Genomic DNA, 13,717 nt, shown 5'->3' with positions numbered 1-13,717 from the left:
GTTGGAACAGGGAAGCGCATTCGGGCTCAGAACGGAAATAAGCGGGGAGTTGGCCTCCGCGCTCGCCGCCGTGGTTGAAACCTCCGCGGAGGGCGGACGAAGATACGGGGCGCGGGCTTGCCGCTCTCTGGTGCAGACCATCGCCGCCCGGGCTTATGGACGTCCGCTTCTGGAACTTGCCTTTCTCATTGGCGCGGCGGACCGGATTGCCGGTCGGGGCAGCTATGTCGGGTTTCTCTGGGGGGTGCGCGCAGCGACGGCTTCCGCCTTCAAAGCGTCAGCACTGGCCTCTCCGGCCACGGGAGACGATGTCAGGGCAGAGGCCGGAGAACTGGTCCTGCTCAATATGCGGCCGGAATTTCGCATCAGCTACAGCCGTATTCCGTTTCTGGCGGCTTTGCTCGATTTCTGCGTTACGTCGCTCGGCTTCGATGTCGTCGATGGCGAGATATCGTCCTATCTCGCTGGGCCGAGGGATCATTCCGGGGCTCAGGAGCTTGCGAATGCGCTCTCCCGGAAGCTCTACGAGTTCCTGAAAGGGCATCTGCCGTCCCAGCAATATGAACGCAAGTTCAATGCAATTTGCGGCTTCATCTCGGAACGGACGGGGCAGCGGCCCATTGCCGAGGATGTCGATGACCGGACGGTGCTCGCTTTCTGGGAGCAGCGCTGCAAGGAGCATGGCGCCGTTGGCGATTTCAGGGGATTCCGCACGGTCGCGCTAGACTGCCTGCGTTTGCGTGCGGCTCTGAAGGAAGCGTCGGCCCGCCGGGCGGTGGAAAGCGCGGCGCCAATCGGGCCGGCGAGGGATCAGGGGGAGGTCGATCCGGAGCAGGTTCGGGAAGCGCTGGAGACAATAGACGAGAAGCGCGCAGTCCTGGCGGAGCTCGCGGCGCCGCCCGCAGACAGGCTGAAATCGGTGAACAAGCGCGAGGCGGCCAGGCTTGAAACGGTTCTCGAAGCCGGAGAAGCGGCCGGTCTCCTGCCTTTGACCATTCTACGCTCCGAAGTTTTCGGCGCGCATCAGGCGCGCATCATCCAAGCGCTGCGCCGGCATGGCGGAGACGGCATGGGGGAGGCCGCGGCCGGTCTGATCGGCGCCGAGCCCGACGAAACCTACAATGCGGCGGTTACCGGTTATTCCGCGATTTCAACTCAGCTCCGCAAGACCCGTAAGGCCCTGATGTATATTCTATTCCGGAACCGCAGGCCGGAAGCGCTGTCGATCGCGGCCGCGCTCTGCCCGGACGCGCTCCCGGCTCTCAGGGCAAGCCTCACGGGCGACGGGCAATACACGGAAAATGTCGTGCTCCTGCACCCTGACCGGGCCGCGAGGGATCTGATCGGGAGCGCTTTGACAGGAGACCCGGATACCTGTCCCGAAGCCGCGCTTTATCGCTCGGCGCGGATCGCGTTCGCAAAGGTAAACCGGCGCGGCTTCGAAGAGCATCTGGTCTTCGATCCGGAGACCGTCGAGGCTGCGGAGGCAAGCGATCCTTTGATCGAGAGGTGTAATGCAACGCTGCAGGACCTGCTCGGGGCGCTGACACGGCATTTCGATCTCATTCCGGCCGATCAGGTTTTCATCGATGATTGCCGCCGCTTCCGTGCCGCACTCTCCGCGCTCTACAGGGAGCCGGCATGACGACGGGAGGTGGGCACGAAAGGGCTTCGCTTGAGGAGCAGCTGTTTCTTGCATCTTCTCTGGCGCAGGACCTGCGTGCGGCCGTCTTCGAGGCGGTTCCCCGGATCGGGTTATCCGAACTGGCCCACAGCCTCTTGGTGCCAGACACGCCGGAAGCGCAAGTCGTTCTTGATCGAGCGGTCCAGGACCCGATAGCGGCCCGCATGCTGGAACAGGTGGCGCGCAGGGTCGCGGTTGCCACATTCGCGGAGGTCGCGGCGGCGAGTTCCGGCGATCTTGCTCATCGAACGGCGGACGGATTCAACCTCCGTCTGCTGGCATCGCTCGCGGAAGACGGTCCGCTCTACCTTCTTGTCGACCGGACGGAGGCCGGAGCGGGCGCCCCGCGATTGCTTGTCTGCATTCCGGTCAGGGGTGAACCGGTTCTGACGCCCTTGCCGGAGGACGGGGACTATCCGCTCCAGCTCCTGCTCGCACCGGATGCGCCGTTGGTCGAGGCTTTCCGCGATCCGGACACCAGGTTCTTCCTGACGTGACAAGTGCGACCACGCGCGTCCGCATTCTTGTCGCGACAACCCGCGGACCGGTCGCGGTTGTGCGTATCCAGCCGGAGCATCCCTCAGTCAATTCGGTGGTCTGCGTGTCCGGTTCGCTGGCTTCCCTGCCGGTCAGCCGCGATTACGACGCATTCGTACGGAGGCCGACGGGGATCGTTGAACAATATACGGGCCATCCGGTGTATCGCACCGATCTGTCCGCCGCGATCGAAAGCGGTGACAGCTGGCAGCTCGGGCTGTTCCTGGCGCATCTCCTGAAACGGGAGGACAAACTGGCCGAAGGAGACGAGCCGGCCGCGCTGCAGGTTCTCGTGACGGGGCGTCTCAATCGAGACCTCGATGTCGGTCCGGTCGACTTTGTCGCCGAGAAACTGGCCCGGGCCGGCCCGACTGACGATGGCGGCGGGTTGTTCCTGTTTCCGCTGGAAGGCGAGCATCCCCCGGAAAACACGGGATGGGATTGCAGGCCGGTTGCCGATGCCAAGGACGCCTTGCGCGCCTGCCTCGGTGAGGCGCGCGCAAATCGGCTGCTTGAACCGGCTGCCACTGCCTTGCGCGCGGCGCCGTGGCCCGGAAGGCTGTGGTTCGCGGCCGGTCTGGGATTGGCCTGTCTGCTGGGCGGTGCGTTCGCGGTTCGACAATTGCCCGGCACTGGAGATGCGGCGCGCGCGCCCGCTCCGGCGGGGCAGTCGATCATGGCGGTGGAGATCATTCCGAGGGACCACGAGGGATGCGGAGCGCCGCTTCCGATAGGCCCGGACGTCGACCGGTTCGACGGCATGGCATGCGCCGCGATCGTCTCCGTCCGGCGGGACGGGGAGTTCTGGATAATGATGTCTGTTTCCGGTGCTTTCCTCGAATACGTCGACGCTCAAAGGTATCGGCTTGAGCATCATGGTTATGCGAGCGGCGGCGATTGGCTGGTTCGGCGCATCGATTTCCCCTATTGGGTGCGGCGCCCCATGACGCTTGAGGCCGAAGTCACCCAGCTGTCGCTGGATGGGGCGCGCATTCTGACCGCCCGTAGAAGTATTGAGGTGCACCCCGGAAGGGTGGCCGAATAAACGGAGATCCGCATCTGAGTAAAATTTTACTGATTTTCTCGTTGTCTTAAAATGCGTTCAAATCGCATGCGGTCTTGCGGCTCCTGACGGACTCTTGATTGGGCCGCAATCCGATTTCAGGTTTCCAGCGCGACTCCGAATTCTATAGTTGTTGGCGAGGTCTCGTGCTGACTGTCCATTTGTGCCGGGGGCAAGATCGCAATGGAGGATTGGATCGCGCCTGTGAATGGCTTGTGAATAATGAGGCTCTTTCGTTTTTTAAAGCTAAAGGCTGGGTTGACTTTTTGAATGCAATGTTTCGAGGCGGGTGGACATGGGCCGAACCGTATCTTCGATATCCCGGACTTCGCGGTGTTCTGCAGCGCGAAAAAAGTTATCCACAGGAAGAATCCGTTGTGTTTCAAATATATTACGCGGCATTTGCGGCGCAGGATTCACGATTCCCTGCGCTGTTTTTGCGCTTGCTCTGACCTGTTCCCGCAGTGGACCCGCTCACGCAGAAGCCGTCGATCTTGAATTGGTTTTTGCGGCGGACGGGTCCGGTTCGATCGACGACGACGAGCTCTATCTTCAACGCAAGGGTTACGCGGATGCTCTGATCGACCCCAGAGTTGTCGACGCGGTGAATTCAGGTCGCACAGGGAAGATTGTGGTCACTTATATCGAATGGGGCGATCCGTCGTCGCAGCATATCATCGTTGACTGGACGGAAATTGCGGGCGTTGAAGATGCTCGCGCATTCGGAGAAGCCCTGCTCGCCGCGCCGCGGGCGGCCTGGGGATATAACTCAATCAGCGAGGCGATCGCGTTCTCGACCGACCGGATCGTCGAAAACGCCTATGATGGCGCCCGTCTCGTGATCGACGTCTCTGGCGACGGGCCGCAGATCGGCGGCCGGCCGATCGACTGGGCGCGTGACCGCGCGGTCGATGCGGGTATCACGGTAAACGCGCTCGCGGTCAAAAGCCGGGGCCGGAACCGCCCGGGGCCCGGCGGCATGCCGCTTGAGATGCATTACCGGCTCGACATCATTGGCGGCGTCGGAGCCTTCGTCATGGTGGCGGACGAGAAGACGCCGTTCGCCGAGGTCCTGCTGGCGAAAATCATCAGGGAAATCGCCGATGCCCGGCCGACCGGCGCTGGCCGCAGTCTTGCTGGGGTTGGCAGGCGGGATGATCCACACCAATATTCAGCGGACCTGACGACATGCGAGGCGAAAGACGATGAGCGAACCGGCCCTGACGCTGGATGCCAGTGGACTAAAATGTCCGCTGCCGGTCCTGAAGGCCCGAAAGGCGATCAAAGGCCTTGAGGCTGGCCAGACGATCTCCGTTCACTCGACGGACCCGGCTTCTCCCCTCGATTTCAAGCATTTCTGTAATAGCAGCGGACACGAGTTGGTTAGCGAGGCCGAGTCCGAGGGAACCTTCACCTTTCTGATCCGCAAGGGGGCATGACGCGCCGTGCATGATGTCTCACGCCGTGGCGCTCTTTGCTGGCTGCTGGCAGGAACTATTGCCGCCGCGTTACCGGCGCGCGCATGGGCATACGGCACACGCGAGTCGGTCATAGAGATGGTCGAGACCGCTTCGGCGGCGATCGCGGCACATGGTTTTCCGAAGGCACTCTCCGAGAGCCCGCGGCATGCCTGGACGAGGCCGGATGAAGGGCTTTATGTCTATGTCATGGATCCGGATGGCGCGCTTTTGCTGCATCCGAACAAGCGGGTCGAGGGCGACAATGTCGCCGGCAGCAAGGACCGCAACGGCAGATACTTCATCCGCGAGATCATCGAGGCCACGACGCTGCGTCCAGCCGGCGCCTGGACGCTCTATATGTGGCCGGATCCGGTGACCGGGACCCTGGTTCCGAAAAAGACCTATGCCAAGCGTGTCGGGGGCGTGATCGTCTGTGCCGGTTATGCCGGAGCGGATGTCTGACGACCGACCGGCTCAGCTCATCAAGGTTCGCCACTGACCCGGCGTGACACCGAAAGCCTTCTTGAACAGGCGGGTCATGTGGCTCTGGTCGGCGAAGCCGGCCGCAGCCGCCACGTCGGCGAGTTCCGCCCCGTTCCGGATCATGTGTCGCGCCCGGTCCAGCCGGCGCAGAGTCAGGAAGCGGTGCGGACTGACTCCGAAATAGCGGCGAAAATGGCGTGCGACGGTGAAACGGTCGAGGCCGTGTTCCGCCTCGATCTCCGCCATGGATATCCCGTCGCGCCAGCAGTCCGCGAGATGATCGCGGATCCGCAGAAGGGCCGTGCGATGTTCGGGGGCACGTCGGGGCGGCATGCCCGACATCCGGGCCAGTACGTCCGCTAGACGGGCGAGGGCGGCTGCCGGCTCACGCTCCGTCTCCGACCCTGCCTCCAAAAGTCCGGAGATCGCCGCAAACAATCCTCTGTCGGAGCCGACGACCTGCCGGACGAACGGCAGGGAGACGCCGCCGAGAGCCTCGCCGATCAGTTCGGGGGAGATATAGGCGGCGCGATACCCGTAGCCGGACTCCGTGCCGGGGCGGCCGTCATGGAGCTCGTCGGGATGAATAACGAAGGCCTGGCCGGGCAGGGCGGCGCGATCCTCGCGGCGGTAGCGAAAGCTCTGGACCCCTTGCGTTGTGATCCCGATGACGTACTCGTCGTGGCGGTGGGGCGCAAAGGCGTGACGCAGGTCGCCGGTCTCCACGATCTGAACTCCGTCGCCGAGGGAGAGCATGCGTATCCGCCCGGGTTCGGGCGGGGCGTTCAGGCTGCACATTCGTTCAAGACCGCCCTCGTTGGCCGCGTGCAATGTTCGGAAAGCATTCATGACGGTGATGGAAATGACAAGCAGCCTTCTCCTGCTCTGGCTGGCCGCCTTTCCGCTCATGGGAAGCCCCGGTCCGGCGACTCTCAGTCTCGCCGGGCTCGGCACGGCCTATGGGTTCCGGGCAGGATTGCCGTATCTCGGCGGGATCGTCCTCGGCACGACCTGTGTTCTGCTGATGATCGCGAGCGGCGTCACCGCTCTGGTTCTGGCGGAGCCGGCTCTGGTGACGGTTCTGACCGCTGCGGCCGCCGTCTATATTCTTTATCTAGCCTGGAAAATCGCATCCGCGCCGGCCGGCGTGCGGAGCGACGGCGAAGGCACGGCGCCGGGATTTCTCCCGGCGCTGTTCCTCGCGCTCGCCAATCCGAAGGCCTTCGCGGCCATCGGCGCGGTCTTTGCCAGCCAGACCCTGTTGCCGGGCGATTATCTGACCGACTCGCTCGCCAAGATCGCAGCGCTCACGATCGTGATCCTCGTGGTCAACACATCCTGGCTGGCCTTCGGTTCGCTCTTCGCGCGGTTGCTCAACGACCCGAGGCTCGGGCGTGCGGCGAACATCGCGTTCGCCGCCATGCTGCTGGCGTCGGTCGCGCTGGCCCTTTCGGGGATCTGACGTCAGCCGATCCCGTCGGTTCCCGCACCGCAGACAACGACGCCGATATTGGCGCCTTCCGCGACCTTGGCGGCACCTGTCCGAAGAGCAGCGAGCGCGGCCGCGCCGCTGAGTTCCGCCGCGATACCGGCCTCGCTCCAAAGCCATTCGGCGGCGGCTTTCATCTCCGGGTCGGAAACCAGCGCCAGTTCGTCGACATTTTCCGAGATCAGCCCGAAATTGAGCTCGGCCGAGGTGCGCGGAGCAAGCGTGCCGGCGGCGGTTTCGATCTTGTCCAGCGTGACCAGATGTCCGGCGGCGCGGGCCGCGTGATGGGTGGGGGCGCCGACCGGCTCGACGCCGATCACGCGGATACCCGGCTTCAGCAGCTTCGCCGCCGTCGAGATCCCGGCGATCAGTCCGCCGCCGCCGATCGCGACCACCAGCGTGTCGATCTCCGGATTGTCGGCCAGCATTTCCAGCGCGATCGTCCCCTGGCCCGCGACGACGCGGGGATCTGCGAAGGGATGGATATAGGTCAGACCGTCTGCATCCGCCCGGACCATCGCCGCCTCGTTGGCATCGTCCCAGACGGCGCCATGCACAATCACCTCGGCACCCCAGTCCTTCAGTTTCGCGGCCTTTGCCGACGGCGTGCTTTCCGGCAGATAGATCACTGCCGGACATCCGCTCATCCGTGCTCCGAAAGCGACGCCGAGCCCGTGATTGCCCCCGGAGGCCGTGATCAGGCCGCGCGCCTTTTCCTCTTCCGAGAGCGACATCACCGTATTGGTCGCGCCGCGCACTTTGAACGACCCGGTCGGCTGCAGGTTCTCGAGTTTCAGCAGCAGCCGGGTACCCGGCGCTGCCTCGCTCCTGCAGGCAAGCGCCTCGAGCGTAGGTGTCCGGCGAACCCTTCCGCGGATACGGGCGGCGGCGGCGTCAAAATCGACGCGGCTGAGGGACGTCTGGGAATTCAATTGAGGATGCCTCCATCGACAACGAAGAACTGACCGGTGGTGTACGCGCTTTCGTCCGAGGCGAGGTAGAGCACCATGGCGGCGATCTCCTCGGCGGTCCCGAGACGGCCCAGCGGCTGGCGGGCGATGAAATCCTTGCGGGCCTGGACGGGATCGTCGAAGGCATTGATCCGGCCGTCGAGCGACGGCGATTGCACGGTGCCGGGGCAGACCGCGTTGCATCGGATGCCCTGCTTCAGATAATCGGCCGAAATCGACTTGGTGAGGCCCAGTACGGCGGCCTTGCTGGCGCCGTAGACGCAGCGCGTCGGGATGCCTTTCAGGCTGGAGCTGACCGAGGACATGTTGATGATCGAGCCGCCGCCATTCTCCAGCATCGCCGGGAGGAAGGCACGGCACATGCGGAACATGGCCTTCACGTTGAGATTGAAGGAGAAATCCCAATCCTCGTCGGTCGTGTCGAGCAGTGTGCCGTGATGGACGAACCCGGCGCAGTTGAAGAGCGCGTCCACTGCGCCGATCTGCCCCGCCGCCTCTTTGACGGCATCGCCGTCCAGCACATCGAGCTTACGCAGCGTTACCCCGGGCTGGTCTTTGAGCGCGCCAAGCGCATCCATGTTGATATCGGTCGCGATCACTTCCGCGCCTTCCCGGACGAAAGCCTCCGCACTGGCGCGGCCGATGCCCTGCGCCGCCGCCGTAATCAGGGCTTTCTTGCCTTCCAGACGTCCTGCCATGATTTCCCCCGCTTTGATATGATTATGGCCAATGAGTAAGCATCGGCATTCCACGTCGCAAGCTTTTGCGCGGCACCGCTGCTGAGCTATCATTGCAGCAATTAATCCAAGGGAGATGTGTGATGGCCGAAGCTGACGGGAACCGCGGCGGCGAAAGACTGACGGTGAGGCTCAACCCGGCGGACAATGTCGTCACGTCGCGCACCGAGATCGCGGCGAATGTGAAGATCGCGGAGGAGATGGTTGCCACGCTGGCGCCGATTCCGCGCGGCCACAAAATCGCGACCCGCAAGATCGGGGTCGGCGAGCCGGTGAGGAAATACAACCAGGTGATCGGTTTCGCGACCCAGGACATCCGTCCGGGCGATCATGTCCATACTCAGAATGTTGCGATGAAGGATTTCGAGCGCGACTACGCCTTCTGCATGGACCGGCACGATACGGATTACGTGCCGGAAAAGGACCGGGCGACGTTCCAGGGCTTCAAGCGCCCCAATGGCCGGGTCGGCACGCGGAACTATATCGGCGTGCTTACCAGCGTGAACTGTTCGGCCTCGGCGGCGAAATATCTCGCCGAAGCGGTGAAGCCGGAGCTGCTGGAGAAATATCCGAACGTGGACGGGGTGGTGGCGCTAAGCCATGCGACCGGCTGCGGCATGGCCGATACGGGCGAGGGTTATGCGAACCTGCAGCGTGTGCTCTGGGGCTTCGCCGGGCATCCGAACTTCGCCGGCATTATCATGGTCGGCCTGGGTTGCGAGGTGAACCAGATCGACTTCCTGCTGGAAGCAAACCAGCTCGAACGCGGCCCGCGCCTGCGCACCATGACCTTGCAGGAAACCGGCGGGACCCGGAAGACCATCGAGAAGGGGCTCTCCCTGATCGAGGAGATGCTACCGCTCGCCAACCAGAGCCGGCGCGAGACCTGTCCGGCGTCGGAACTGACCCTGGCGCTGCAATGCGGCGGCTCGGACGCCTATTCCGGAATGACTGCGAACCCGGCGCTCGGCTACGCGGCCGACCTGCTGGTGCGCCACGGCGGCACCGCGGTGCTGGCGGAGACGCCGGAGATCTACGGTGCCGAGCACCTGCTGACTCGCCGCGCCGTCAGCAAGGAGGTCGGCGAGAAACTGGTCGAGCGCATCAAGTGGTGGGAAGAGTACTGCGCGCGCAACGGCGGCGAGATGAACAATAATCCGTCTCCCGGCAACAAGGCGGGCGGGCTGACGACCATTCTCGAGAAGAGCCTCGGCGCAACCGCCAAGGGCGGGACCACGAACCTCACCGGGGTCTACAAGTACGGCGAGAAGATCGACACCAAGGGCTTCGTCTTCATGGACAGCCCCGGCTACGATCCGGCGTCGATCACCGGACAGGTGGCGAGCGGCAGCAACGTTGTCGCCTTCACCACCGGGCGCGGCTCCTGTTACGGCTGCAAGCCCGCTCCCTCGATGAAACTCGCGACCAATTCCGCCATGTACGACCGCATGTCCGAGGATATGGATATCAATTGCGGCCCGGTGATGGACCAGGGCGTCTCGATCGAGGAGATGGGCACGCAGATCTTCGAGCAGGTGCTCCGTGTCGCCTCCGGCGAGAAGACCAAGAGCGAGCGGCTCGGGATCGGCGATCACGAGTTCATTCCGTGGCAGATCGGCGCGGTAATGTGAGCGGCGGGGCCAGCCGCCCGTGAGCGAGGATTTCGAGCAGAGCTATCTCGGCCAGCTGCGCAAGCTGATCGGCAACCGGCTGGTGCTGATGCCGGGCGCGCGCTGCGTGATCGAGGACGAGGCGGGACGCGTGCTGCTGCAGCTGCGCGGCGACATGCATGTCTGGGGCCTGCCTGCCGGCTTCTGCGAGGCCGGAGAGAGTGTGGCGACCACGCTGGTTCGCGAGGTTGCCGAGGAAACCGGGCTGACCGTTCTGGACCCGGTGCCCTGGGGCCATGCCTCGGATCCGGACAGCAACACGCTGACCTATCCGAACGGGGACATGATCCAGGGTTTCGGCCTCGACTTCGTCGCCCGGAAATGGGAAGGCGAGCTGCATGCGGACGGGGAGGAGACCCTTGCGCTCGACTGGTTCGGTCTGGACGACCTGCCGGAGATGCTGCCCTCGCATCGGCTGACGCTGGATTACTTCCGGCGCTACCGCGAAACCGGCGCGTTTCAACTCTTCTGAGGCCGTCATGTCGTTTGAAAGTTTTCTCGGCGAACTGCGCGCGGACGCGGATGAAAAAGCGCGGGTCGCACCGCCGCCGGGGGCCGTCGATTGCGCGGTCTCGGTCACCAGCCTTGATGGCGAGGCGGCTCCGGCGGGCCAGCCGGAGCATCCGCCGCATGCCTATCGCGAGGTTCAGGAAGAGCTCGGTCTCGACCGGCTTGTTCTGCTGCCGCCCGAGGGAGGGGGCGATACCGATCTGCTGCTGAAGGCGAGGGATGCGCTCGCGGTCTCGCGCGGTGACCTCGTCGAGGATTGCGTGCGCGTCTTCGCCGGACTCGGGTCGGGGGAGGATCCGGCGCGTTTGGCGGATCTGGCCGAAGCGGGGATTGGCGGGCTGAAACTGACCATGCTGCGGGGGCGCGAGACCTGTTCCTGGGACGATCTCGACCGCCATGTCCGGCGGACCCATGACCTGACCGGCTGGAACCGGGAGATCGCGCTCGACGGATCGGACCTGCATGAACTGGAGCAGACGATCCGCGGCTGGCCCGGCGAGACGATCCTGTCGGATTGCGGCGGGTTCCGCTTTTCCCGAAGCCTGACCCAGCCCGGCTTCCGGGCACTGCGGCGTCTCATCGACCGGGGACGTCTCTGGGTGAAGCTCGCATGTCCCTACCGGATCTCGAAGACCGGCGATGCAGGCGATACGGAAGTCGGCGAGATTGCGCGCGCACTCGTCGACTGGGCGCCGGAGCGGATGCTCTGGGGCAGCGGCTGGCCGAATGCCGACGGAGCCCCGGCCCGGGAAGACGAACAAGAGAGGAGCGGGGCTGCGGTCCTGCTCGATCTGCTCGCCGACTGGGCACCGTCGAAAGAGACGCGGACGCGCATTCTGCTGCGCAACCCCGAGGAACTCTACGGTTTCGAGCCGTGGCCCATAGCGCCCGAGCAATAACATCGCGGCGCGCCTGCGGGCAGATTGAAGCCCCCGGCGTCAAATTAACACAATTAATTTATGGTTAATTTGGCCTGCAAAATCAACGCATCGAGCAAGATTTGGTAATTATTGGTTAATATTGATCGTCTAGTTTGCTCGCCAATTCGGTGTGATAGAAGCTTCGGCTCTCTTGCAAAAGGCAGATAGATGACGTTCTCAAGTATCAGCGTGCGCAACAAGGTAACTGCGGTCTCGGTTGTTCTCGTCGTGGTTGCGATGCTGGCCACCGCCGCATCCGCGATCTTCGTGATCGGCGACTATGTTCAAGGCCGTGCATCCTCGGCTCAGGCCGGTAATTACCGGACGGCGGCGCTCATGCTCGGCGACCGCTACCCGGACCTCGTCGTGGAGCGCAAGAGCGACAGCTTGGAAGTATCCTGGAAAGGCCTGATCCCGGCTTTCGAGGAACATGCTGCGATCGATGATGTCGGACTCGCGACCGGCGAGACGGCAACCATCTTCGCCTGGGATCCGGAGAGCGAGGATTTCTGGCGCCGCACCACCAACATCAAAAAGAATGACGGCAGCCGCGCCATAGGCACGCCGCTCGGCAAGACCGGCAAGGTCTATTCGGTGATCATGAAGGGTGAGACCTATCGCGGCCTCGCGACCATTCTCGGCAAGGAATATTTCACGCTCTATCAGCCGATCTTCTCCGCCGAAGACAAGACCAAGGTCGTCGGAATTCTTTATGTCGGCGTTGGGCGTAGCGCGATCGAGCAGATCGAAAAGGAACTGAGGGTTAGCCTGCTCAGCGTCATGGCCGTGCTGGCGGTGATCGCCGTCGCGATTTCCGTTCTGCTGATCGGACGCCTTATGAAGCCGTTCCCGGTCCTGCGCGGCGTGATCCAGCGCCTCTCCTCCAACGAGCTTGACGTCGCCGTGCCCTATCTCGACCGCAAGGACGATATCGGGGACCTCGCAAAGGCGGTGGAGATGTTCAAATCCGCTTCTCTCGAGACCCAGCGCATCGCCGAGCAGCGGGTGCAGGACGAGCAACGCTCCGAAGCCGAGAAGCGGCAGATGATGAGCCGCACGGCGGAAGAGTTCGAGGCATCGGTCGGCGGCACGGTCGATCAGGTTTCCGGCGCGCTGCAGGAATTCAGCCGCTCCGCCCGGGAGATGTCCAGCACCGCCGAGGACAGCAAGGCGAAGGCCGGGATCGTCGTCACCGCTTCCGAGGACGCTTCCCGCAATATCCAGACCGTTGCCTCGGCGACGGAGGAGTTGAGCGCCTCCATCACCGAGATCGGCCGTCAGGTCGCGCAGGCCTCAAATGTCGCGTCCGGCGCGGTCCGCGAGGCGGCGGAGACCAACAACAAGGTCCAGGGGCTTGCCGAGGCGGCGCAGAAGATCGGCGAGGTGGTCGGTCTCATCACCGACATCGCGGAGCAGACCAACCTGCTGGCCCTTAACGCCACCATCGAGGCGGCGCGGGCCGGCGAGGCGGGCAAGGGCTTCGCGGTCGTGGCCTCCGAGGTGAAGAACCTGGCGAGCCAGACGGCGAGCGCGACCGAGGAGATCTCGGCGCAGATCCAGGGCATCCAGTCCTCGACGCAGGAATCGGTGACCGCCATCGGCGCCATCACCCAGACCATCGAGCAGGTGGACTCGATCGCTGCCGCCATCGCCGCCGCGGTCGAGCAGCAGACCGCCGCGACCCAGGAAATCGCCCGAAACGTGGAAGAGGCCTCGGCCGGCACCACGCAGGTGACGGGTAATATCCAGGAGGTCTCCGGCGCGACCCAGACGACCGGCGATCTGGCCCACCGGATCGAGACCGAGTCCGTGGCGCTCTCCGAGAAATCGGAGCAGCTCAAGGCCGAGATCCAGCGTTTCCTCGCGGGCATCCGCGGCTGACGCGGACGGAACATTCAACAGCCTGATGGGCGGCCGCATTTGCGGCCGCCCTTTTTCCTGTCCGGGGTACGGATTGACAAAGCGCCGTGCCGCCTCCCATCATCGCCTTATCACCCGGGGGGTCCCGACAAGGGGCTGAGATATTGCTGGCTCTCCGGAGCAGCGCAATGACCCGACGAACCTGATCCAGTTCATACTGGCGTAGGGACGGTGCGCGCTTCGGGGCACTCTTGCATGAGTGCGGACGGACAGGGGCAGACCCTCGAAACACCCGAAGCCAAAGCCCCTCACTCCGCGAACTGGGTCTCCAAC

At 64.0% G+C, this 13,717-nt stretch carries 14 protein-coding genes and 1 riboswitch; of the genes, 11 read left to right on the top strand and 3 right to left on the bottom strand.

Annotated features, from left to right (window positions below):
- The first annotated feature begins 1 nt into the window (after window position 1).
- From NUH88_RS05990 to NUH88_RS05965, 6 genes are all read left to right on the top strand, one after another.
- The gene (locus NUH88_RS05990; protein WP_257770614.1) at window positions 2–1,645 is read left to right on the top strand and encodes a hypothetical protein; all 1,644 of its coding nucleotides are present in this window, start codon (window positions 2–4) and stop codon (window positions 1,643–1,645) included.
- Complete coding sequence (locus NUH88_RS05985; protein ID WP_257770612.1) at window positions 1,642–2,181, top strand: hypothetical protein; 540 nt, start codon at window positions 1,642–1,644, stop codon at window positions 2,179–2,181. The genes NUH88_RS05990 and NUH88_RS05985 overlap by 4 nt, the downstream gene beginning before the upstream one ends.
- Before the next feature lie 104 nt (window positions 2,182–2,285).
- A complete protein-coding gene (locus NUH88_RS05980; protein ID WP_257770611.1) occupies window positions 2,286–3,266 on the top strand; it encodes a hypothetical protein in 981 nt (326 codons plus the stop codon).
- Window positions 3,267–3,579: 313 nt separating this feature from the next.
- Window positions 3,580–4,578, top strand: a complete 999-nt coding sequence (locus tag NUH88_RS05975; protein ID WP_257770609.1) for a DUF1194 domain-containing protein — start codon at window positions 3,580–3,582, stop codon at window positions 4,576–4,578.
- Window positions 4,490–4,723, top strand: coding sequence for a sulfurtransferase TusA family protein (locus tag NUH88_RS05970; RefSeq protein ID WP_257770607.1), 234 nt, complete (start codon window positions 4,490–4,492; stop codon window positions 4,721–4,723). The genes NUH88_RS05975 and NUH88_RS05970 overlap by 89 nt, the downstream gene beginning before the upstream one ends.
- 117 nt (window positions 4,724–4,840) lie before the next feature.
- Entirely contained in the window at window positions 4,841–5,206 is a 366-nt protein-coding gene (locus NUH88_RS05965; RefSeq protein ID WP_257770605.1) for a cache domain-containing protein, read from the top strand.
- Window positions 5,207–5,218: 12 nt separating this feature from the next.
- Here the strand turns inward: NUH88_RS05965 and NUH88_RS05960 are convergent, their stop codons facing one another.
- A complete protein-coding gene (locus NUH88_RS05960) occupies window positions 5,219–5,983 on the bottom strand; it encodes an AraC family transcriptional regulator (protein WP_257770603.1) in 765 nt (254 codons plus the stop codon).
- A 91-nt stretch (window positions 5,984–6,074) separates the two neighbouring features.
- Here NUH88_RS05960 and NUH88_RS05955 point away from each other — a divergent pair, with 91 nt between their 5' ends.
- Window positions 6,075–6,689 (top strand): LysE family translocator, encoded by a 615-nt coding sequence (locus NUH88_RS05955; RefSeq protein WP_257770602.1) that lies wholly within the window; start codon window positions 6,075–6,077, stop codon window positions 6,687–6,689.
- Window positions 6,690–6,691: 2 nt separating this feature from the next.
- On the opposite strand, the gene NUH88_RS05950 is transcribed toward NUH88_RS05955, so the two are convergent.
- Both NUH88_RS05950 and NUH88_RS05945 read right to left on the bottom strand, forming a co-directional pair.
- Complete coding sequence (locus tag NUH88_RS05950) at window positions 6,692–7,648, bottom strand: threonine ammonia-lyase (RefSeq protein ID WP_257770601.1); 957 nt, start codon at window positions 7,646–7,648, stop codon at window positions 6,692–6,694.
- Window positions 7,645–8,385, bottom strand: a complete 741-nt coding sequence (locus NUH88_RS05945; RefSeq protein ID WP_257770600.1) for an SDR family oxidoreductase — start codon at window positions 8,383–8,385, stop codon at window positions 7,645–7,647. The genes NUH88_RS05950 and NUH88_RS05945 overlap by 4 nt, the downstream gene beginning before the upstream one ends.
- Window positions 8,386–8,507: 122 nt before the next feature.
- Here NUH88_RS05945 and NUH88_RS05940 point away from each other — a divergent pair, with 122 nt between their 5' ends.
- From NUH88_RS05940 to NUH88_RS05925, 4 genes are all read left to right on the top strand, one after another.
- Window positions 8,508–10,055 (top strand): UxaA family hydrolase, encoded by a 1,548-nt coding sequence (locus NUH88_RS05940; protein WP_257770599.1) that lies wholly within the window; start codon window positions 8,508–8,510, stop codon window positions 10,053–10,055.
- A 19-nt stretch (window positions 10,056–10,074) separates the two neighbouring features.
- Window positions 10,075–10,566: an NUDIX domain-containing protein gene (locus NUH88_RS05935; protein WP_257770597.1), complete on the top strand. Its 492-nt coding sequence runs from the start codon at window positions 10,075–10,077 to the stop codon at window positions 10,564–10,566.
- Between the two features lie 7 nt (window positions 10,567–10,573).
- Window positions 10,574–11,503 (top strand): amidohydrolase family protein, encoded by a 930-nt coding sequence (locus NUH88_RS05930; protein WP_257770596.1) that lies wholly within the window; start codon window positions 10,574–10,576, stop codon window positions 11,501–11,503.
- 189 nt (window positions 11,504–11,692) lie between these two features.
- Window positions 11,693–13,405, top strand: a complete 1,713-nt coding sequence (locus NUH88_RS05925; protein ID WP_257770594.1) for a methyl-accepting chemotaxis protein — start codon at window positions 11,693–11,695, stop codon at window positions 13,403–13,405.
- Window positions 13,406–13,510: 105 nt separating this feature from the next.
- Window positions 13,511–13,631: riboswitch (TPP riboswitch) on the top strand.
- The last annotated feature ends 86 nt before the right edge of the window (window positions 13,632–13,717 follow it).

Origin of the sequence: Nisaea acidiphila (assembly GCF_024662015.1) — a bacterium.
Taxonomy (GTDB): Bacteria; Pseudomonadota; Alphaproteobacteria; order Thalassobaculales; family Thalassobaculaceae; genus Nisaea; species Nisaea acidiphila.
The sequence above is the reverse complement of the archived record's forward strand: the minus strand, read 5'-3'. Positions and strand labels throughout refer to the sequence as shown.

What these genes read in the sequence shown, in the direction of transcription:
- NUH88_RS05930 (WP_257770596.1), top strand. Translation starts at nt 10,574, where the DNA reads ATGTCGTTTGAAAGTTTTCTCGGCGAACTGCGCGCGGACGCGGATGAA.
- NUH88_RS05985 (WP_257770612.1), top strand. Translation starts at nt 1,642, where the DNA reads ATGACGACGGGAGGTGGGCACGAAAGGGCTTCGCTTGAGGAGCAGCTG.
- NUH88_RS05945 (WP_257770600.1), bottom strand. Translation starts at nt 8,385, where the DNA reads ATGGCAGGACGTCTGGAAGGCAAGAAAGCCCTGATTACGGCGGCGGCG.
- NUH88_RS05975 (WP_257770609.1), top strand. Translation starts at nt 3,580, where the DNA reads ATGGGCCGAACCGTATCTTCGATATCCCGGACTTCGCGGTGTTCTGCA.
- NUH88_RS05940 (WP_257770599.1), top strand. Translation starts at nt 8,508, where the DNA reads ATGGCCGAAGCTGACGGGAACCGCGGCGGCGAAAGACTGACGGTGAGG.
- NUH88_RS05955 (WP_257770602.1), top strand. Translation starts at nt 6,075, where the DNA reads ATGACGGTGATGGAAATGACAAGCAGCCTTCTCCTGCTCTGGCTGGCC.
- NUH88_RS05925 (WP_257770594.1), top strand. Translation starts at nt 11,693, where the DNA reads ATGACGTTCTCAAGTATCAGCGTGCGCAACAAGGTAACTGCGGTCTCG.
- NUH88_RS05965 (WP_257770605.1), top strand. Translation starts at nt 4,841, where the DNA reads ATGGTCGAGACCGCTTCGGCGGCGATCGCGGCACATGGTTTTCCGAAG.
- NUH88_RS05960 (WP_257770603.1), bottom strand. Translation starts at nt 5,983, where the DNA reads ATGCTCTCCCTCGGCGACGGAGTTCAGATCGTGGAGACCGGCGACCTG.
- NUH88_RS05970 (WP_257770607.1), top strand. Translation starts at nt 4,490, where the DNA reads ATGAGCGAACCGGCCCTGACGCTGGATGCCAGTGGACTAAAATGTCCG.